General features: G+C 63.9%; 18 protein-coding genes. 6 read left to right on the top strand and 12 right to left on the bottom strand.

The window, feature by feature from the left end; translation table 11 throughout:
* Positions 1-20 precede the first annotated feature (20 nt).
* From ACFVTG_RS10460 to ACFVTG_RS10450, 3 genes are read right to left on the bottom strand one after another with little or no spacing between them, the layout of a single operon-like run.
* Positions 21-779 (bottom strand): amino acid ABC transporter ATP-binding protein, encoded by a 759-nt coding sequence (locus ACFVTG_RS10460; RefSeq protein WP_390280145.1) that lies wholly within the window; start codon positions 777-779, stop codon positions 21-23.
* A 5-nt stretch (positions 780-784) separates the two neighbouring features.
* Positions 785-1,681 carry an amino acid ABC transporter permease gene (locus ACFVTG_RS10455; protein ID WP_284752964.1) on the bottom strand — a complete coding sequence of 299 codons (897 nt, stop codon included), beginning with the start codon at positions 1,679-1,681 and terminating at the stop codon, positions 785-787.
* Positions 1,678-2,637: an ABC transporter substrate-binding protein gene (locus ACFVTG_RS10450; protein WP_390280143.1), complete on the bottom strand. Its 960-nt coding sequence runs from the start codon at positions 2,635-2,637 to the stop codon at positions 1,678-1,680. The genes ACFVTG_RS10455 and ACFVTG_RS10450 overlap by 4 nt, the downstream gene beginning before the upstream one ends.
* Before the next feature lie 171 nt (positions 2,638-2,808).
* Between ACFVTG_RS10450 and ACFVTG_RS10445 the strand changes: the two genes are divergently transcribed.
* The 3 genes from ACFVTG_RS10445 to ACFVTG_RS10435 all read left to right on the top strand — a co-directional run bounded on the left by ACFVTG_RS10445 (position 2,809) and on the right by ACFVTG_RS10435 (position 6,163).
* The gene (locus tag ACFVTG_RS10445; protein ID WP_284752962.1) at positions 2,809-3,489 is read left to right on the top strand and encodes a TetR/AcrR family transcriptional regulator; all 681 of its coding nucleotides are present in this window, start codon (positions 2,809-2,811) and stop codon (positions 3,487-3,489) included.
* 84 nt (positions 3,490-3,573) lie between these two features.
* On the top strand, positions 3,574-4,893 hold the full coding sequence (locus tag ACFVTG_RS10440; protein WP_390280141.1) for a M20/M25/M40 family metallo-hydrolase: 1,320 nt from the start codon (positions 3,574-3,576) through the stop codon (positions 4,891-4,893).
* Positions 4,894-4,951: 58 nt separating this feature from the next.
* Entirely contained in the window at positions 4,952-6,163 is a 1,212-nt protein-coding gene (locus ACFVTG_RS10435; RefSeq protein WP_390280139.1) for a PLP-dependent aminotransferase family protein, read from the top strand.
* Between the two features lie 166 nt (positions 6,164-6,329).
* Here the strand turns inward: ACFVTG_RS10435 and ACFVTG_RS10430 are convergent, their stop codons facing one another.
* The 5 genes from ACFVTG_RS10430 to ACFVTG_RS10410 all read right to left on the bottom strand — a co-directional run bounded on the left by ACFVTG_RS10430 (position 6,330) and on the right by ACFVTG_RS10410 (position 11,484).
* Entirely contained in the window at positions 6,330-8,003 is a 1,674-nt protein-coding gene (locus ACFVTG_RS10430; protein WP_390280137.1) for an amidohydrolase, read from the bottom strand.
* A gap of 43 nt (positions 8,004-8,046) precedes the next feature.
* Positions 8,047-9,045, bottom strand: a complete 999-nt coding sequence (locus ACFVTG_RS10425) for a C-terminal binding protein (RefSeq protein WP_390280135.1) — start codon at positions 9,043-9,045, stop codon at positions 8,047-8,049.
* The gene (locus ACFVTG_RS10420; protein WP_390280133.1) at positions 9,035-9,841 is read right to left on the bottom strand and encodes an amino acid ABC transporter ATP-binding protein; all 807 of its coding nucleotides are present in this window, start codon (positions 9,839-9,841) and stop codon (positions 9,035-9,037) included. The genes ACFVTG_RS10425 and ACFVTG_RS10420 overlap by 11 nt, the downstream gene beginning before the upstream one ends.
* Entirely contained in the window at positions 9,838-10,572 is a 735-nt protein-coding gene (locus ACFVTG_RS10415; protein ID WP_390280131.1) for an amino acid ABC transporter permease, read from the bottom strand. Before ACFVTG_RS10415 ends, ACFVTG_RS10420 begins: the two co-directional genes overlap by 4 nt.
* A gap of 63 nt (positions 10,573-10,635) precedes the next feature.
* Positions 10,636-11,484: a transporter substrate-binding domain-containing protein gene (locus tag ACFVTG_RS10410; protein ID WP_390280129.1), complete on the bottom strand. Its 849-nt coding sequence runs from the start codon at positions 11,482-11,484 to the stop codon at positions 10,636-10,638.
* A gap of 297 nt (positions 11,485-11,781) precedes the next feature.
* On the opposite strand from ACFVTG_RS10410, the gene ACFVTG_RS10405 reads away from it, so the two are divergent.
* Entirely contained in the window at positions 11,782-12,708 is a 927-nt protein-coding gene (locus ACFVTG_RS10405; RefSeq protein ID WP_390280218.1) for an Lrp/AsnC family transcriptional regulator, read from the top strand.
* A gap of 55 nt (positions 12,709-12,763) precedes the next feature.
* On the opposite strand, the gene ACFVTG_RS10400 is transcribed toward ACFVTG_RS10405, so the two are convergent.
* Positions 12,764-13,888, bottom strand: coding sequence for a pyridoxal-phosphate-dependent aminotransferase family protein (locus ACFVTG_RS10400; protein WP_390280127.1), 1,125 nt, complete (start codon positions 13,886-13,888; stop codon positions 12,764-12,766).
* Positions 13,889-14,258: 370 nt separating this feature from the next.
* Here ACFVTG_RS10400 and uraD point away from each other — a divergent pair, with 370 nt between their 5' ends.
* Positions 14,259-14,771, top strand: a complete 513-nt coding sequence (uraD, locus tag ACFVTG_RS10395) for a 2-oxo-4-hydroxy-4-carboxy-5-ureidoimidazoline decarboxylase (RefSeq protein ID WP_390280125.1) — start codon at positions 14,259-14,261, stop codon at positions 14,769-14,771.
* Positions 14,768-15,109 (top strand): hydroxyisourate hydrolase, encoded by a 342-nt coding sequence (gene uraH / locus ACFVTG_RS10390; protein WP_265979873.1) that lies wholly within the window; start codon positions 14,768-14,770, stop codon positions 15,107-15,109. The genes uraD and uraH overlap by 4 nt, the downstream gene beginning before the upstream one ends.
* A gap of 62 nt (positions 15,110-15,171) precedes the next feature.
* On the opposite strand, the gene ACFVTG_RS10385 is transcribed toward uraH, so the two are convergent.
* Genes ACFVTG_RS10385 through ACFVTG_RS10375 form a run of 3 tightly spaced genes read right to left on the bottom strand, consistent with a single transcriptional unit; the run spans position 15,172 to position 18,165 of the window.
* Entirely contained in the window at positions 15,172-15,954 is a 783-nt protein-coding gene (locus ACFVTG_RS10385) for a 3-oxoacyl-ACP reductase (protein WP_265979871.1), read from the bottom strand.
* Between the two features lie 43 nt (positions 15,955-15,997).
* Positions 15,998-17,362 (bottom strand): aldehyde dehydrogenase family protein, encoded by a 1,365-nt coding sequence (locus ACFVTG_RS10380; RefSeq protein ID WP_390280122.1) that lies wholly within the window; start codon positions 17,360-17,362, stop codon positions 15,998-16,000.
* Positions 17,359-18,165, bottom strand: a complete 807-nt coding sequence (locus ACFVTG_RS10375; RefSeq protein ID WP_390280121.1) for a gamma-glutamyl-gamma-aminobutyrate hydrolase family protein — start codon at positions 18,163-18,165, stop codon at positions 17,359-17,361. Before ACFVTG_RS10375 ends, ACFVTG_RS10380 begins: the two co-directional genes overlap by 4 nt.

The raw sequence follows: 18,165 nt of genomic DNA, 5'->3' as shown, positions 1-18,165 counted from the left end.
TGGAGTCCTTAAATCGTGGCCTAGAGAACTTTGGAGAGGAACGCCTTTGTTCGCTCGTGCTGGGGGCGGGAAATGATCTCGTTGGGATCGCCGGCTTCGACAATGACACCGCCGTCCATGAACGCCACGACGTCCGCCACCTCGCGGGCAAAGCCCATCTCGTGGGTCACGACGATCATGGTCATGCCGTCGCGAGCCAGGGCTTTCATGACGTCCAGGACTTCGCCCACGAGTTCGGGGTCGAGTGCGGAGGTGGGCTCGTCGAAGAGCATGAGGTCGGGCTTCATGGACAGCGCCCGGGCAATCGCGACGCGCTGCTGCTGGCCGCCGGAGAGCTGGGCCGGATAGTGGCCCGTGCGGTCGGCGAGGCCCACTTTGGCCAGTAGTTCATGGGCTTCGGCCTCGGCTTGGGCCTTGGGTACCTTGAGGAGTTTGACGGGACCCATCATCACGTTTTCGAGGGCTGTCATGTGGCCGAAGAGGTTGAAGGACTGGAACACCATGCCAATACGGGAACGGCGCCTATTGATGTCCTTCTGGTGGGCCTCGATGAGCCTGTCGCCGTGGACTTCGTAGCCGATCATGCGGCCACCCACCAGGATGGTTCCTGAGCTGGTGGTTTCGAGGTGGTTGACGCAGCGGAGCAGGGTGGATTTGCCCGATCCGGAGGGGCCGATCAGGCACGCCACTTGTCCGGATTCGACCGTGAAGTTGATGCCTTTGAGGACCTCCATGCCGGAGAAATCCTTGTGCACGTTGAGGAACTGGACTTCAGACATTGCCGCTACGCCTTTCGTGCCTGGATGGTGTTGCCGCGGGAGTACCGCTTCTCAATGCGGGCCTGGACGAGCGAGAGGATGGTGGTGAGCAGGATGTACCAGAGGCTCGCCACGATCAGCAGGGGGATCTGCTGGAGGTTGCGGGCATAGATCTGCTGGGTGTTGTAGAGCAAGTCCCCGACGCCGATCACGATCACCAGCGACGTGGTCTTGAGCATGGAGATCGTCTCGTTGCCTACCGGCGGAAGGATGATCTTCATGGCCTGCGGGATGACCACGTGGCGCAGGGTTTCCATCCGGCTGAAGCCCATGGCGTGGGAGGCCTCGGACTGTCCCGCGGGAACACCCATCAGTCCTGCACGAACGATTTCGGCCATGTAGGCGCCTTCGTTCAAGCCCAAACCCAGGATGCCGGCCACGAACAGCGGCAGGACGTCGTTGGTGTTCCATTCCACCAGCATGGGACCGCCCGGGATCCCGATGCCGATGGTCGGAAAAAGCACCGCGGCGAAGCCCCAGAAGAGCATCTGCACCAGGAGCGGAGTGCCGCGGAAGAACCAGATGTAGGCGCCGGCCACGCCGCGGAGGAGCACGTTGTCGGACATCCGCATGACCGCGATCACCAGGCCGATCACGAGTCCCAGGACCATGGCAATGACCGTGAGTTCGATCGTGGTCAGGAGGCCGTCGAGGATGCGGACATCGAACAGGTACTTGGCCACGGTGGGCCAGCCGAAGCCGGGGTTGGTCACAATGACGTACGCGCCCATGAGTGCGAACAGTCCCACCACCACCATGGCGATCAGTTGCCCGGGCCGTTTGCGCTTGAGGACAGGCCGCGACGCCAGCTCCGCGAAGTCATGCCGTGCTTCGGCGGTGCTCGGCAGCTCAGACACGGTCATGACCCCACCGTCGGGTTGACCTCGGACTTGGTGATGATGCCGGACTTGAGGTTCCAGGCATCCATGATCTTGGCGTAGGTGCCGTCGTCCATGAGCGACTGGACCGCGGCCTGGAATGCCTTGGACAGGCCGCCGTCGTCCTTGGGGCTCACGACGCCGGACAGGGACGGTTCCACGAGGATGGAGTCCACGGAGGTGAAGGCGTCCGGCTGCAGCTGGGCGTAGTACCCGGTCAGCGCATTGTCGGCCACGAGTGCCTGGGCGCGGCCCGATGCCACGGCTTGGTTGACGTTGTCTTGCTGGGGCAACAGGAGGGAAACAGGCTTGTCCTTGCCGGCGTCGGCACACTTCTTATCAAAGGAGGGGAGCACGTTCAGGGCCTGGGTTGTCCCGGTCTGGGCAGCAACGGTCTTGCCGCAGAGGTCCAGCTCGGACTTGATGCCCAGCGGATTGCCCTTTTTGACCATGACGGACGTTCCTCCGCGCATGTAGCTGACCATGTTGACCTTGTCCTTGCGCTCCTCCGTGATGGAAAACGCTGCCCAGGAGGCGTCGTAGCGCCGGGCTTCGATACCGGCGAGGATGCCGTTGAAGTCGGCCTTTTCGATGTTGATCGAGACGCCCATCTTCTTCGCGACGGCCAAGGCCATGTCCGGCTCCAGTCCGACGATCTTGCCATTGTCGTCGGTGAAGTCGATCGGGGCGTAGGTGGGGTCCGTGACGAGGGTCAACGAGCCCTTGCTCTTGATCGCGGCCGGAAGGAGCGCCTGAACCTTGGAATCTGTTTGCACGGCCTGCGCGAGTTCCTGGCCGCTCTGGCTGCTTTGGCCGCTCGCCGATGCGTTGCCGGATACAGTAGCGGCCGCACCTTCGGTGTTGGAGCAAGCCGTTGTCAACGCCAGGAAACTGATGGCTGCCGCTGCAACGAGCGAGCTTTTCACGCCTTTGCGCATCATTTGTGAATCTCCGGTTCGAGTCGGGTTGAAATAACAATATGTTCAACTTATTGTGAGATGAGTAACAACGCGTGTCAAGGGACCATGGCAACATCGTGGAGAGATGACTACGGGCACCCACAAGGCGCCCCAACTGGACCAGCGCGACCAGACAAACGAAGGAGCAACGGCATGAGCGAGACAAACCCGGGCCGCCGCACGCGAAGCGTCACGGCGGAGGCCATGGCAGAACGCCGGCAGAGCATTCTGCAGCACGCCTCGCAGGTAATCTCCCGCGAGGGTGTGGAGGGCTGCTCCTTCGCCGAACTGTCGGAAGCTTCGGGTTTCAGCATCGGCATGATCCAGCACTATTTCCGGCACCGGGAACGGCTCATTGGCGCCGCGGTTGAGTACCGGATCGACGAATCCCTCGCCGAATGGCAGCGCATCTACGATCACGGCAGAAACGCCGTGGAACGCCTGCACGACCTCTTGACGTTCTCCATCCAGAGCGACACCCCGTTCGAAGAAGCCTGGGGCTTCTGGCTGCAGATATACGCCGCTGCCCACAAGAACTCAGAGATCAGGGAAAGCGTCGCAGCAGTCTGGACTTCATGGCGGGGCTTGTTCGTCCGGGCGCTCGAGGAGGCGGTGGACGAGAAACTGCTCCAACCGGCCCTCGATATCGACGAAGTGGCTACCTTGCTTCTGGCCACGATCGATGGCCTCGCGATCCAGTCCTTGAACGGGGTCCACAGCTTCTCACCTGCGGAGATGATCGAGACCCTGCACCGCTTTGCCGCCCGGGAGTTCGGCATCGACGCCGACGAATTCATCCATAAGAAGCGCTCCAAACTCGTGGACGCGCACTAAGACGCGCGCCAACTCGCGCCGGGAGAAGGTGCGCGAGTTGCGCACCGCAACGCGCGCCAACCCGCGCGCTGGAAAGGACCATCTGTGGGGGAACATCACGACGCCATGGCCGCCGAGGCCGTGGAGTTTTGCAGCACCTTGATCCGCATCGATTCCACCAACACCGGCGATCCCGCCACCATCGGCGACGGCGAATCGCGCTGCGCCGAATACGTCCAGTCGTTGCTCGCGGAATTCGGCCTCGAAGGCCAGGTCCTCGAAAAAGCTCCTGGCCGGGGCAACCTCGTAGTAAGGATGAAGGGCAGCGACCCGGAGGCGCCGGCCCTTCTGGTGCACGGCCATACCGACGTCGTCCCCGCCAACATTGCGGACTGGACCGTGGACCCGTTCTCCGGCGAGGTCAAGGACGATTTCGTGTGGGGTCGCGGTGCCGTGGACATGAAGGACATGGTTGCCATGACCGTGGCCGCCGTCCGCCAATTGCGCCGCGAAAACTTCGTGCCCCAGCGGGACATCGTCTTTGCGTTCGTGGCCGATGAGGAAATGGCCGGCGAGTTCGGTGCCCAGTTCCTGGTGGATGAGCACCCTGAACTGTTCCACGGCGTCACCGAGGCTATCGGCGAAATCGGCGGCTTCTCCCTTCAGCTTCGCGACGACCTGAGGCTCTACCTGCTCGGAGTCGCGGAAAAGGGGGTCGCTTGGGCGACGCTGACCGCGCACGGAAGCACAGGCCACGGTTCCATCGTGCCCAACGAAAGCAACGCCGTCGCGCGCCTTTCTTCTGCCCTGTCACGAATCTCGGAACACAAATGGCCGGTGGTCCGGAGCGCCTCGCTCTCCGCCTTGGTGGAGCAGTTGGGCGAGGCCCTCGGCCGGCCTTTGGATGGCGAAAGGCTCGACGACGAACTCGCCTCTCTCGGTTTGCTCGCCGCCATGCTCCTCCCGGGCTTGCGTACCAGCGCCGTCCCGACCCAGTTCCATGCCGGCTACAAGACCAACGTGGTTCCCGGGACTGCCACCGCCACGGTTGATTGCCGGATCGCCCCGGGCACCGATGACGAGTTCAAAGCGCAATTCATGGAGCTGTTGGGGCCCGGCATCGAGGTCAGCTGGGAAGAGGGGCGTTCGCTGGAATCACCCGCCCACGGCGCCCTTCTGGACGCGATGCGAGCGGCCATCACCGCCGTCGACCCCGCCGGGAAGGCCCTCCCGTTCGTCATGTCCGGAGCCACCGACGCCAAAGCTTTCTCCCAGCTGGGCATCAATTGCTACGGTTTCTCGCCATTACGGCTTCCCGAAGGCTTTGATTTCGCGGGCATGTTCCACGGCATCGACGAACGCGTCCCCGTCACGGCCATCCACGCAGGCACCCGTATCCTGCACCAGTTCCTCAGCGCACAGTAACCACCACGCAGTCCGGGGCCGCATCGAAGCGGCCACCCACCAACACCGAAGGACCACCATGACCCTCACCACAGAGCTGTCCCATACCGGCCGGATGGCCAAGCGTGCGGCCGGCTTCCAACCCTCCCCCGTCCGCGCAGTCTTCGATGTTTCCATGCAGCCGGGCATGATCTCCCTCGCGGGCGGCAACCCCTACCTGCCCGTCCTGCCGATGGAGCGCATCGCCGCCATGGCGTCCGACGTCGTCGCTCGCCGCGGACTGGAGGCCCTCCAGTACGGCTCGGGTGCGGGAACAGAGGAACTGCAGGCCCTGATCTGCCAAGTCATGGAACTCGAAGGCATCAACACGTCGCCGGAAAACGTGCAGGTCACCGCGGGCTCGCAAATGGCACTGGAACTCGTGACCAAGCTCTTCTGCGATCCCGGGGACGTGGTGATCGCGGAAGGACCGACATATGTGGGCGCGCTCGGCGTGTTCGAAGGCTTCCAGGCCGAAGTGGCCCACGTGGCGATGGACAACGACGGCGTCGATCCCGACCGCCTCCAGGACGTCATTTCCGGGCTCAAAGCCGCCGGCAAAGCCATCAAGTTCTTCTACACGGTCCCCAATTTCAACAACCCGAGCGGCATCAGCCTTTCCCTCGGGCGGCGGCAGCGCGTGGTGGACATTTGCCGGGCCGAAGGCGTGCTGATCGTCGAGGACAACCCCTACGGACTGCTGAGCTTCGACGGCACGCTCAAACCCGCCATGCACTCCCTCGACCCGGACAACGTGTTCTACCTCGGCTCGTTCTCCAAGATCTTCGCCCCCGGCCTGCGCGTCGGCTGGGTGGTGGCACCCCGAGAGGTGCGCGGCCGCCTCCAGATCGCCTCCGAAGCCACCACCATCTGCCCCTCGGTCCTGAGCCAACTGGTAGTGGAGCAGTACATCAGCAGCTTCGACTGGCGGGACCAGATAGCCGCTTACAGTGCCGTCTACGCCTCCCGCTGCAAAGCCACCCTGGACGCCTTGGCCGCCTACATGCCCGAGGGTACCCAGTGGACCAGCCCGAGCGGCGGATTCTTCACCTGGGTAACCCTGCCCGAGGGCATCGACACCGATCAAGTGCTCGCCGCGGCCATCGAGGCGGGAGTCGTGTTCGTGCCCGGTAGCGCCTTCTATGCCGACGGCGGTGGCAGCAACCAGCTCCGCATCGCCTTCTCCTACGCCCCGGAAGATCAGCTCACCGAGGGTGTCAAGCGCCTGGCTGAGGCTATCCGCCGGGCCTAAGCCCTGCCCACCCATTGTGAGGCACCCAACTGACTCGCAGTAAGTGTCGTTTTCAGCCCTGAAAACGACATTAAGTGCGAGCTAGTTGGGCCAGCCGTCAAGCAACACGAAACCCCGACGTCGGCACTCACCGTGAGTGCCGACGTCGGGGTTTATCTGTGGCTACTTAGCCCGCGTACACCCGCACGCCGTTGACCCAGGTCTCCAGAACCTCGATGCTGCTGATGTCACCTTCGTGCGCCTCAAGGGGGTCGGCGGCCAAGATCACGAAGTCGGCCAGCTTGTCCGGCTCGAGGGAACCAAGGTCCTTCTCGCGCCCCATGGCCCGCGCACCGTTGATGGTGTGTGCACGGAGGGCCTCGACGACGTCGATCTTAAGATCGTCCGAGCCCAACTGGACGCCGGAGCGGGTCTTGCGGGTCACGGACGTCTGGATGGCTTCGAGCGGACGGGGATCGGCCACGGGAGCGTCAGAGCTCATCGTCACGGGGACCGCTGCGGCCACGAATTCGCCGAGGGGGTTGAAGCGCTCGCCCGGGGACCCGATGGCATCTGTGACCCCCGGACCCCAGTTGTAGTAGTGCTGCGGCTGGTTGACGGGCATGATCCCGAGCTCCGCCATTTGGCCGATCTGCTCCAAGGTGGGCAGTCCGCAGTGCTCGATCCTGTGCCGGTGGTCGTCCCGCGGCGACACCGAAAGAGCCTCGCTGACGGCGTCGAGCACCAACTGAATGGCTGTGGGCGATTGGGCGTGGGTCGCCGTCTGCAGACCGGCACTGTGCGCCTTGGCGACGAGGGCGCGGTACTCTGCCGGCTCGTGGTAGAGCGAACCGGTGCGGCAAGGATCGTCGCGGTAGCCCTCCGGGAAGTACGCAGTCCAGCCGCCCAGGGTGCCATCGGCGTAGAGCTTGATCCCGGCGAAGGAAAGGAGGGAATCCCCGAACTTGTCCACGAGACCCAGTTCCAGGACCTCGTCGAGGAGGCTCGACAGGAAATACGCGTTGATGCGCGTCACGAGTTCGCCGCGCTCCACGAGATCCAGGTAGGCGCCAAATTCGCGCTTGGTCACCTGCGCGTCGCCGATGGTGGTCACGCCGTGGCTGAGGAACTCGCGTTGGGCGTGCAGCAGCTGGGCGCGGTGATGTTCCTTGCTGTCCCCGAGGTGGAAGTTCGGTCCGTGGTGCCCCAGCTTGACGCCTTCCACCCCTGTGAGGATGTCGCAGGCGGCATCGGAGAGTTCGCCCGTCAGCTCGCCGTCAGGGTCCCGGAAGAAAGTTCCGCCCGGCGGGTTGGGCGTGTCGCGGTCCACTCCCGCCTTCGCGAGCACGTACGAGTTCACCACTCCGCCGTGGCCGCTCGCGTTCATGACGTACACCTCGCGCGTGGTGGAAACGGTGTCGAATTCCTGCCGTGTGGGGTGGCGCTGCTCGGCAAGGTTGCGGTGCTCGTAGCCATAGCCCCTGATCGGGGTGTCCCCCGGATTGTCGTCCGCCGCCTTCGCCAGCAGTTCAAGCATGGTGGGGATGTCCGGCGCCGCCTCGGGACCGCAATCCACCCAGGACAGCAGTTGTCCGTACATCAGGGGATGCGCGTGCGGATCGATGAAGCCGGGCACCAACGTACGGCCACGGAGGTCGACGACGTCGGGCACCGCCGTCGTGAGCTTGAGCGCCGCGTCGCGGCACTCCTGTGGCGTTCCGACGGCGGCAACACGGTTGCCGATGACCAGCATCGCCTCCGCGATGGAGTTCAGGGAGTCAACGGTCCGGACGCGACCGCCGAAGAACAACGTTGCGGCGGGGGCTACGGGGGAAGTTTCATGGGATGCCAGGAATGACATGGGAATGACCTTTGCGTGTTGAAGTTTGCGGTACGGCCGGAACTCAGCGGGCGGGTGCCAGCTCGAACAACGGGGTGTCCGGGACTCCGCTGCGGGCTTGGGAAATGACGTTGTGCGCCTGGATCCTGACGTATTCGGCCAGCGTGTACTCCGAGAGGAAGCCGACATGGGGCGTCACGAGGATCCGCGGGTGGCCCATGAGCGGGTGGTCGGCAGGTGCCGGTTCGACGTCGAGCACGTCCAGCGCTGCTCCACGGATGTGGCCGGAGTCGACGACGGCACGCAGGGCTTCGTCGTCGATCAGCTGCCCGCGGCTCACGTTCACCAAGTAACTGCCCGGCCGCATCGCGGCGAGGCTTCCGGCGTTGATGATGTGCCGGGTTTCCTCCGTGAGCGGCATGTGCAAGGACACGACGGCGGATTCCGCCAGGACTTCTTCCAAGCCAGTCCGGCGGATGCCTGCCTTCGCGAGCATCTCCCTGGTAGCCGGAGTGTCCGGGAGGTAGGGATCGTAGCCGACCACCTCGCCGAAGACTCCGGAGGCGAGCTCTCCGAGGCGGCTGCCTATCCGCCCGAGTCCGATCAGCCCAAGCCGCTCCTGGCTGAGCCGGAACACTGTGCTGTCCGGGCGGGCGTTCCAGTCCCCCTCGGCCACGCGTTCCTGGAAGAACGGGATTTCTCGCGTGACGGCGAGGGCAAGCGCCAGCGCGTGCGAAGCGACTTCCTCGGTGGCCACACCGGGAAGGTTGCTGACCCAAATGCCCCGTTCCTTGGCTGCATCGAGGTCAACGTTGTCTGAGCCCATTGAGACCAAGGCGATGATCTTCAAGCCCGGAATGGCGTCCATGACCTCCGCGGTGACCGTCGCGTAGCCCACCAGGAGGGCTTCCGCGTCCTTCGCCTGCTCCGCGATGACCGCGGGATCCTGGGTGCCAAGGTACCGGACGTCGTAACCGTTTTCTTCCAGGAGCACGACGCCGGCGGAGTAATCGAGGTCTTCCATGTCCGTGTAGACGGCGAGGGGGCGATGCTTAGTGGACATGGCTCAAGAACTTCCTCGTGCGTTGGTGCTGGGGGTTGTCGAAGAACTCGTCCGGGGTGGCTTGTTCCACGATCACGCCGCTGTCGAACAGGGTCACTTCATCGGCCACGCGGCGCGCGAAACGGACTTCGTGGGTGACCACGATCATGGTCATGCCGTCGTTGGCCAGGCTCTCCATGACGTCCAGGACTTCGCCCACCAACTCGGGGTCCAGGGCGGACGTCGGTTCGTCGAAGAGGAGCACGTCCGGGTTCATCACCAGGGCGCGGGCGATGGCCACGCGTTGCTGCTGGCCGCCGGAGAGCTCCGAAGGGAAATGCCCGGCGCGATGCGAAAGACCCACGCGCTGGAGCATGGCCATGGCCTGTTCCTCGGCTTCCTTGTGATGGATGCCCTTGACGGAGGTCAGCCCGAGCATCACGTTGCGGCAAGCCGTCAGATGCGGGAACAGGTTGAACTTCTGGAAGACCATGCCAATGTTGCGGCGTTCCTTGGCGAGTTCGCGTTCGGGGAGGGCCACGGCTCCGCTTGCTTTCTCACGGACACCGATGCGCCGCCCGCGGAGCCGGATCTCGCCGTCGTCGGCTGGCTCGAGGAGCGCCATCAGGCGCAACATCGTGGACTTGCCGGAACCGGAGGGACCCAGCACTGCCTTGACTTGTCCCTGGCGGATATCGAACTCGACGCCGCGCAGGACGTTCTGGTCCTGGTAGCTCTTGTGGAGGTTCCGCACGCTCAGTACGGGGTCGTTGGTGGACCAGGTTTCCGGCATGGGTTCCGGGCCGCTGTGGGTCATGACTGCACTCCTTGGCCGACTGGTTCCAGGATGGAAGGCTTCTTGGATTTGGACCGTGACGTCCAGACGAATTTCTTTTCCACATAGCTTTGGAGAAGCGTCAAAAGGCTCACGATGATGAGGTAGTAGACGATTGCCGCGGCGTAGTACTCGGCGTAGCGGAACGTGATGTTCACTCCCACCTGCGCCGTGGTGAGGAGTTCCTGCAGGGAAATCACGGAGGCCAACGAGGAGAACTTCACGAGGCCGATGAACTCATTGCCCGTGGGAGGCAGGGCCGTGCGGATGGCCTGCGGGAGGACAACTTTGAGCATGACCTTAACCGGCGACATCCCAAGCGCCCTGCCGGCGAGGGCCTGCCCTTCGTCGATACTGAGCAACGCCGAACGGATGATTTCCGCCATGAAGGCCGCTTCCACGATGCCCAGGCCGATGAACGCGGCAATGAACGGGGAGAACCAATCCTGGCGCAGGACTGGGAAGAGCTGCGGCAAGGCGTTCCAGATGATGAGCAGCACCAGCAGTGCCGGGATGGCACGGAAGAACCAGGTGTAGATTCCTGCGACGCCCTGCGCGATCCGGCTGCGGGAGGTGCGTCCCAGGGCGACAGCGAAGCCGATGGCCGTAGCCAGGATAAGTGAAAGCACCGCGACGGCGACGGACAGGAAAGCCCCGGACAGGTAGCTCGGATTCACGAGTTGTTGGACGAAGATGTTGACGTCGAATTCCATCACCAACTCCTTTCGTGTGGGGCGGAGGCCGCAGGGCTGTTGCGGCCTCCGCGGGGAGGATGGCTAGGGGACGTCGACGATCGTGGGGTCGAGCTTGTTGTCCTTCGCGATCTTGCCGAGGGTGCCGTCCTGGTGGAGTTCCCTCAGCGCCTGCGCGATGGCTGGAGACAACGGATCGTTCTTGCGGGTGAACACGCCGAAGGTGGTGTCGGCCGGAAAGACTCCGGGGGCCACCGTGAGCTTGCCTTCGTTCTGGCTGGCCATGTAGGCGGCCGCCACATTCGTCTCGATCAGGGCCTCGGACTTGCCGTTGAGGACCGCCAGGACTGTTTCAGCGGTCTTGGGGTATTCGGTGAGCTTGGGCTCGTCCTTGCCGGCTTTCTTGCACTCATCCTTGAGCGCACTGATGCGGGCGGCGTTGGACGAAGCACTCTGCGCTGCCACCGAGTGACCGCACAAGTCCAGTGCTGTCTTGTAATTCCCGGCGCTGCCCGGGGCCGAGAGGATCGCGGGACCGGCGTTCATCACGGCTGAAGCGTCGGCGACATCCAGGCGGGCCTTGCTCATGTACAGGCCACCGAAAATGGCATCGCAGCGGCGGGTCTGGAGCCCCGGCATGAGTCCGTCGAATGTGGTCACCTCGAACTTGGCATCGACGCCCCAGTGCTTGGCGAGCGCGCGGGCGGCATCGGCGTCGAACCCTACGATGTCGCCGCTGGAACCGTTGGCGTAGTACTCCAGTGGCGCATATTCGGGGTCGATACACAGGGTGAGCTTGCCGCTCGTGGTGAGTCCCTTCGGCGCGGTGGCGGATGCTTGCCCCGTGGAACTGGGGGAAGCTGCGGCGGAGCAGCCGCTCAACAGCAGGGCCAACGCAGCGGCCGCCAAGGCGGGCTTCGTGAACTTGAGCATGTGCAGATCTCCAATTGAACTGTTGGGGTCGCGTGGGAACGCGAGTCGGAGTACGCCGATGTGGCGCTGATCACGATGCTAGCGAAAAAATCGATCAATTCAAGCGAATCAGTTGTTTAATACTGATATGACACAGTTTTTGTACTCACTTTGTGATTTTCTGATCCAAATCACTTGCCTATTGCTCGACTCGTGAAAGTATTGAGTACGACGGCGGCGCTCGGCTCGCCGGGGCGCCGCAGCTTCGCTAAGCACCCGCTGCCGCGGCCCAGAGACAAGGCGGTTATTGTGAAGACCATGCATGATCTGGACGACAGGCTGATCCGCCTGCTGCAGGCCGATGGCCGCGCCTCGTTCAGCGAGCTATCCAAGCAACTGGGCGTAACGCGCTCCGCTGTGACGGCCAAGGTCAATGAGCTAACGTCCTCCGGAGAACTGCGGATTGTCGCGGCAGTCCATCCGCGCCTGCTGGGCCTGACCGCCGTCGCGCACATCTCCATCCACCTAAACGGTTCCGCACGCTCGGCCTTGGAGAAGCTGAGCCAATTGGACGGCGCCGTCTTCGCCTCCCTGACCACGGGCAAATACGGCATCATCGCCGAACTCCGCCTGCCCACGGTGGAAAGGCTCTACGAAGACGTCGAGGCCATCCGCCTTTGCGAAGGTGTGGCTGGCGTCGATGTCCTCATGTACAAAGAGGTGGTCCGCAGCCTCTTCCTCGGCAAGGAGCCGCCGGACCCCCGTCTCGAGCTTGACCAGGCGGATCTGCTCCTCATGAGCGAACTGCAGGTGGACGGCCGACTCGGTTTCGAGGCCCTCGGCGAACGGATCGGCCTTTCGGCCAGCGCCGCCAGGATCCGGGTCCTTCGCCTGCTGGAAGCCCGGGTCATGCAGATCGGCCCCATCCGGAGCCGCTCCGGTTCTTCACGGTCCATGGCCTTTGGCTTCGGAATCTCGACAGCAGCCGGAACCGAGGAGGCAGTCGACTTCTTCTCGGCGACGCCAGGAGTGGAGTTCATCGCCAGCTGCCTCGGCAGGCACGACCTCGTGGCCACCGTGGGCGTCAGCTCGCTGGACGAAATGTACGACATCCTGGACAAAGTGCGTGCGATGGACTCGGTGGCAAGCGTGGAATGCTGGTTGCACTTGAAGATCGTCCAGGAACGATACGCCAAGCCCCTCGACAAGATGCTCGCAACCAAGGCCCAATCCAACGGCCACTAACCTCTCCCGACGCTCGCTCACAAACAAGACCGTTTGGTGTGACCCTCGCTCACGTCTAGCGTCTCCCGGGCCGACGCTCGCTCACATAGGCTTTCGCTATCGCTTCTTCCAGCGCGCCAAGGACGAGCTTGACCGATGCCCTGTTAGCGTTCGGACCCATCATGCCGATCCGCCAAACCGTCGAGGTAAACGCTCCCGCCCCGGAGCCGATTTCCATACTGAAGTTCTCCAGAAGGTAAGCGCGGACGGCAGCTGAGTCCACGCCGTCGGGCACTTTGACCGTGGTGAGGCTCGGCAATCTCGAACCCTCCGCGGCAAACAGCTCGAGACCCATCGCTTCGAGGCCGTCGCGCAACTCGGCCCCGGCCGCGCGGTGCCGCGCTTGAACAGCCGCGAGCCCCTCGGCCAAGATGCGGTCAAGTCCCGCCTCTAGCCCCGCGATCATGGTCACTGGCGCCGTATGGTGATACGTCCGGCTGCCACTCGCCGCGCCAACATACCCACCCAGAAGGCCGATATCCAGGTACCACGAACGCGGCTCCTTGATGCGCCGCTCGAAAGCGCGCTCGGACACCGTGAACGGGGACAAGCCAGGGGGCGCTCCCAAACACTTCTGCGTCCCGGCATACCCGACGTCGATCCCCCAGTCGTCAGCCAGAAGTTCCAGCCCGCCGATGGACGTCACCGCGTCCACGATCAATAGCGCGTCGCCCTTGCCAGCGCCAAGCGGCGCGACGTCGGACAGGACACCTGTGGAGGTTTCGGCATGGACGGCGGCAATCACCTTGGGATGGGGGTGCGCGGCGAGAACCCGCTCCGCATCCACGGGCTGGCCCCATTCATGGTCGACGCGAACTACCGTGGCCCCGCAGCGCCGGGCAACCTCACACATTCGCTCCCCGAAAAGCCCGTTGACCGCAATTACTGCCACGTCGCCGTCGGACACTGTATTAACAAAGGCAGCCTCCATGCCGCCGGAACCAGTAGCACTCAATGGCAGGGTGCGGGCGTTCCGGGTCCCCCACACCGACCGAAGCCCGGCGCACGTCCGGTCCAGTCGCTCTATGAACACCGGGTCCAGATGCCCGATCACCGGATACGCCAACGCCGCGGTCACTTCCGGATAGCAATTACTGGGACCCGGTCCGAACAGATACCGGGAAGTCAGGACCTCTGGCATGGCGGAACTCCTTTGGCTCGTTGCTGACATTGTCCACCAGACGGCAAACGTGAGCGAGCGTCTCGGTAGAAGCCACCAAACGTGAGCGAGCGTCTCGGTAGAAGCCACCAAACGTGAGCGAGCGTCTCGGTAGAAGCCACCAAACGTGAGCGAGCGTCGCAGGGGGCAGGGCGAGTCGGGAGGACCGGGGTGCGGTATTCTCTTGACACCACGGCAGTCATTGGATTCACTATTACGTATGCTGAAATAACAGTTCCATGATGTGGAAGACCTGGAGTGCGGAGGCGCACAGGTCCATCCGGCAGGAATCGCCGGAGTTCCGCATAGCCAACACCATGGATGCCAGCACTCGCACGAGGAATGAACAAGCATGCAGCTTGAAGTATTCAACAGCGTGGACCGTGCGGACGCCATCGACGTCCTCCGCCCATGCCTCGACATCCAGCGTTGGGTGGAGCACGTAGCAGATGCGCGCCCGTTCAGCGGCTTGGACTCCTTGCTCGATTTCGCCCGGGAAACCGCCGAGCCGTTCACGTCGGACGAAGTGGCGGCCGCGATGGCCCACCACCCTCGGATCGGCGAACGGCCCAAGGCACAGACCACCGAAGCCGCGATGTCCCGCTCCGAACAGGCCGGCGTCGACCCCGGCGATGACGGCGTCGTCACCGCCCTGGCCGAAGGCAACCGCGAGTACGAGGCCAAGTTCGGCCGCGTCTTCCTCATCCGCGCAGCAGGACGGACAGCCAACGACATCCTGGCCTCCCTCCACGAGCGCCTGAGCCATACCGCGGAAGAAGAAGACGTGATCGTGGCCGGACAATTGCGCGAAATCGCATTGCTGCGCCTTGCCGGCGTCATCAGCGAAGGAGTGCCCAGCAAATGAGCGTTTCCCAGATCACCACCCATATCCTGGACACCGGTTCCGGTCGCCCGGCGGCCGGCGTCGCCGTCGTTCTCTCCGTGCGCGACGGCGACAACTGGAGGCACGTGGCTAGCGGCACCACTGACGCGGACGGCCGGATCAAGGATCTGGGCCCTGAGCGGGTCGACGGCGGCAGTTACCGCCTGAACTTCGCGACCGGTCCGTATTACAAAGCACAGGGCGTGGACACCTTTTTCCCGGAAGTGGACTTGAGCTTCACGGTGTCCGACGCCGGCGAGCACTACCACGTGCCGCTCCTGCTCAGCCCCTTCGCGTTCTCCACATACCGGGGAAGCTAGCCCGTCGGTTGCTCCCCACCGGCCGGCGAGGAGGCCGGTGGGGAGCAATTGACGGGAACCTTCTAGTCGATCGGGGTGACGTACGCTCCCGAGATTCCGCCGTCAACCATGAAGGTCGAAGCGGTAATGAACGAGGCGTCGTCGCTTGCCAGGAAGGCGACCGCAGCGGCCAGTTCCTCGGGCTCCGCGAAACGGCCCAAGGGCACGTGGACCAAGCGCCGCGCGGCCCGCTCCGGATCGGAGGCGAAGAGTTCCTTCAGCAACGGGGTGTTGACCGGTCCTGGGCACAGCGCGTTGATTCGCACCCCCTTGCGCGCGAATTCGACGCCGAGCTCACGGGTCATGGCCAGCACGCCGCCTTTGGACGCGCTGTAGGAGATCTGCGAGGTTGCCGCACCCATCACAGCCACGAAGGACGCGGTGTTGATGATCGAGCCCTTGCCCTGCTCCAACATGTACGGCAGCGCGTATTTGCAGCAGTAATAGACGCTCGTCAGGTTGACCTCCTGGACCCGGCGCCAGGCGTCGATGCCGGTGTCGAGGATGGATGCATCGTCCGGCGGCGAAATGCCCGCGTTGTTGAACGCGATATCCACGCTGCCGTAATGGCTCTTGGCGGCGGCGAAGAGGTCGATGACTTCCTGCTCGTCTGTGACGTTGACCTTTACGAAGATGCCATCGACGGCGGCCGCGGCTGCTTCTCCGGCAGCCGGATCGATATCGGCGATGACCACGTTGGCACCCTCCGAGGCGAAACGCTTTGCCGTGGCCAAACCGATCCCGCTGCCGCCGCCGGTGATGACGGCAGTGCGGTCCTTGAGTCGGTTTGAAATGAATTCGGTCATGGTGATCTCTCCTTGAATCATGGGGCTTCCAAAGTTGGTGGGTTCAGTGCGCGATGAAGACGTTCTTCACTTCGCTGAATGAATCGAGGGCATCGGGACCCAGTTCGCGGCCCAGGCCCGATTGCTTGAAGCCGCCGAACGGCGTCGAATACCGGACTGAAGAGTGGGAATTCACCGAGAGGTTTCCGGCATCCACCCCGCGGGCCACGCGCAAGGCCCGCCCAATGTCTTGGGTCCAGATCGATCCAGAAAGGCCGTATTCGGTGTCATTGGCAATCCGTACCGCGTCCGCCTCGTCGTTGAAGGGAACGACGACGACGACAGGTCCGAAGATCTCCTCACGCACCGCCGGATCGTCGAAGGAGTCGGGTGCCAGGACGGTGGGCGGGAACCAGAATCCCGGCCCTTCGGGCACCTCGCCTTGGAAGGCTATGGGCGCTCCCGAAGGCACAAAGCCTGCGACGGTTTCCCGTTGCCGGGCGGAAATCAAGGGCCCCATGACCGTGCTCTCATCCGCCGGGTCGCCGACTTTGACACCCCGGACAGCAGGCTCCAGGAGCTCGAGGAAGGCATCGTAGGCCGATTTTTCCACCAGGATCCTGGATCTGGCGCAGCAGTCCTGGCCGGCGTTGTCGAACGCGCCGCCGGGTGCTGCGGCAGCAGCGGCGGGAAGGTCGGCGTCGGCGAACACGATGTTCGCGCTCTTCCCACCCAGTTCGAGGGTCACGCGCTTCACTTGGTCGGCACAACCGGCCATGATCTGCTTGCCGACCTCGGTGGACCCGGTAAAGACGACCTTTCGCACCGCGGGGTGGGTGACGAAGCGCGCCCCCACCACGGAGCCCTTCCCGGGGATGATCGTCAGCACGCCGTCGGGCAGGCCGGCCTCGCGCGCCAACTCGCCGAGCCTCATCGCGGTCAGCGGCGTAAGTTCCGCGGGTTTGAGTACCACCGTGTTGCCTGCCGCGAGTGCCGGAGCGAAGCCCCACGCCGCGATCGGCATGGGGAAATTCCACGGCACAATGATGCCGACCACGCCCAGCGGCTCGTGGAACGTCACATCGAGGCCTCCGGCAACGGGGATCTGCCGCCCGAAGTGCCGCTCGGGAGCCGCCGAGTAGTAGCTGATGACGTCGCGCGCATTGCCCGCTTCCCAGCGGGCGTTGCCGACCGTATGCCCCGCGTTGCGGACTTCCAGTTGCGCGAGGTTCTCCAGATCGGCGTCGACGGCGGCCGCGAACCGGCGCAGGAGCAGTGCACGGTCCGACGGCGACACTTTTCGCCAGGTCTCAAAGGCGGCGGCCGCGCGGGCAATCAGCGCGTCCGTTTCGGCGAGGGATGCCAGCTCAACGGTTTGAAGGAACTCTTCGGTGGCCGGATTGATGATGTCAAAAGTTGTGGCACTCACGCCCAGCTCTTTTCTGTCGCTTTGAATTCCGTCGATGGGTCGAGGCGCTCAGCGTAGAGTTCCCCGTCCCGGTACCTTCTGGCGGCCTCAATGAATCCTTCGAAGAGGCGCACGTCGGAAGGATTTTGTTCCGGATGAAACTGAACGCCCAACGCCCAACTTCCCTGGGTCGATTCGACGGCCTCGACCGTTCCATCCGCCGCACGCGCGGTGACGCAAAGGCCTTCGGCAACCCGGTCAAGAATCTGGTGGTGATAGACCGGAGCCGATGCCTTTTCGCCTAGTAGTTGCGCGCTGATGCTGCCCGGCTGCGTGCGGAACTCCACCTCCCCGTAGACTCCGGGAGCAGGTTGGTAGTTCGCCTCGGGCAGCACGTCCGGCACGTGCTGGATGAGGTTTCCGCCCAGGGCCACGTTGAGGATTTGCGCGCCGCGGCAGATCGCAAAGAGCGGAATGCCCTTCTCCAAGGCCGCCAACGTCAAGGCGATATCGTGCTCGTCCCGCTCGGGCTGGCTGCGAGTGCTCGGGTGGGGCTCGGCGTCGTAGTTTCCGGGGTCGACGTCGGCGCCCCCCACGACGATGAGGCCATCCACGAGGTCAAGGACCGAAGTGTCGGTGCCGATAGGCGGCAGCAGGAGAGGCGTTCCGCCGGCCGCTACGACGGCCTCCAAATATGTTGCCGGCAGCACGGCTGCCTGCGCGTCCCAAACCCCCCATTTCGCGTTCTGAAGATAGGTGGTCAACGCGATGCGGGGAGGCCGGTGTGAATCCGGTGCAGGAGCAGGTGTTTCGGTCTGAGTCAT

This window comes from Arthrobacter sp. NPDC058127 (genome assembly GCF_042884555.1).
Taxonomy (GTDB): domain Bacteria; phylum Actinomycetota; class Actinomycetes; order Actinomycetales; family Micrococcaceae; genus Arthrobacter.
The sequence above is the reverse complement of the archived record's forward strand: the minus strand, read 5'-3'. Positions and strand labels throughout refer to the sequence as shown.

Coding starts and splice junctions, on each gene's coding strand:
- ACFVTG_RS10460 (WP_390280145.1), bottom strand. CDS start 779: ATGTCTGAAGTCCAGTTCCTCAACGTGCACAAGGATTTCTCCGGCATG.
- ACFVTG_RS10455 (WP_284752964.1), bottom strand. CDS start 1,681: ATGACCGTGTCTGAGCTGCCGAGCACCGCCGAAGCACGGCATGACTTC.
- ACFVTG_RS10450 (WP_390280143.1), bottom strand. CDS start 2,637: ATGATGCGCAAAGGCGTGAAAAGCTCGCTCGTTGCAGCGGCAGCCATC.
- ACFVTG_RS10445 (WP_284752962.1), top strand. CDS start 2,809: ATGAGCGAGACAAACCCGGGCCGCCGCACGCGAAGCGTCACGGCGGAG.
- ACFVTG_RS10435 (WP_390280139.1), top strand. CDS start 4,952: ATGACCCTCACCACAGAGCTGTCCCATACCGGCCGGATGGCCAAGCGT.
- ACFVTG_RS10430 (WP_390280137.1), bottom strand. CDS start 8,003: ATGTCATTCCTGGCATCCCATGAAACTTCCCCCGTAGCCCCCGCCGCA.
- ACFVTG_RS10425 (WP_390280135.1), bottom strand. CDS start 9,045: ATGTCCACTAAGCATCGCCCCCTCGCCGTCTACACGGACATGGAAGAC.
- ACFVTG_RS10420 (WP_390280133.1), bottom strand. CDS start 9,841: ATGACCCACAGCGGCCCGGAACCCATGCCGGAAACCTGGTCCACCAAC.
- ACFVTG_RS10415 (WP_390280131.1), bottom strand. CDS start 10,572: ATGGAATTCGACGTCAACATCTTCGTCCAACAACTCGTGAATCCGAGC.
- ACFVTG_RS10410 (WP_390280129.1), bottom strand. CDS start 11,484: ATGCTCAAGTTCACGAAGCCCGCCTTGGCGGCCGCTGCGTTGGCCCTG.
- ACFVTG_RS10405 (WP_390280218.1), top strand. CDS start 11,782: ATGCATGATCTGGACGACAGGCTGATCCGCCTGCTGCAGGCCGATGGC.
- ACFVTG_RS10400 (WP_390280127.1), bottom strand. CDS start 13,888: ATGCCAGAGGTCCTGACTTCCCGGTATCTGTTCGGACCGGGTCCCAGT.
- uraD (WP_390280125.1), top strand. CDS start 14,259: ATGCAGCTTGAAGTATTCAACAGCGTGGACCGTGCGGACGCCATCGAC.
- uraH (WP_265979873.1), top strand. CDS start 14,768: ATGAGCGTTTCCCAGATCACCACCCATATCCTGGACACCGGTTCCGGT.
- ACFVTG_RS10385 (WP_265979871.1), bottom strand. CDS start 15,954: ATGACCGAATTCATTTCAAACCGACTCAAGGACCGCACTGCCGTCATC.
- ACFVTG_RS10375 (WP_390280121.1), bottom strand. CDS start 18,165: ATGACTCAGACCGAAACACCTGCTCCTGCACCGGATTCACACCGGCCT.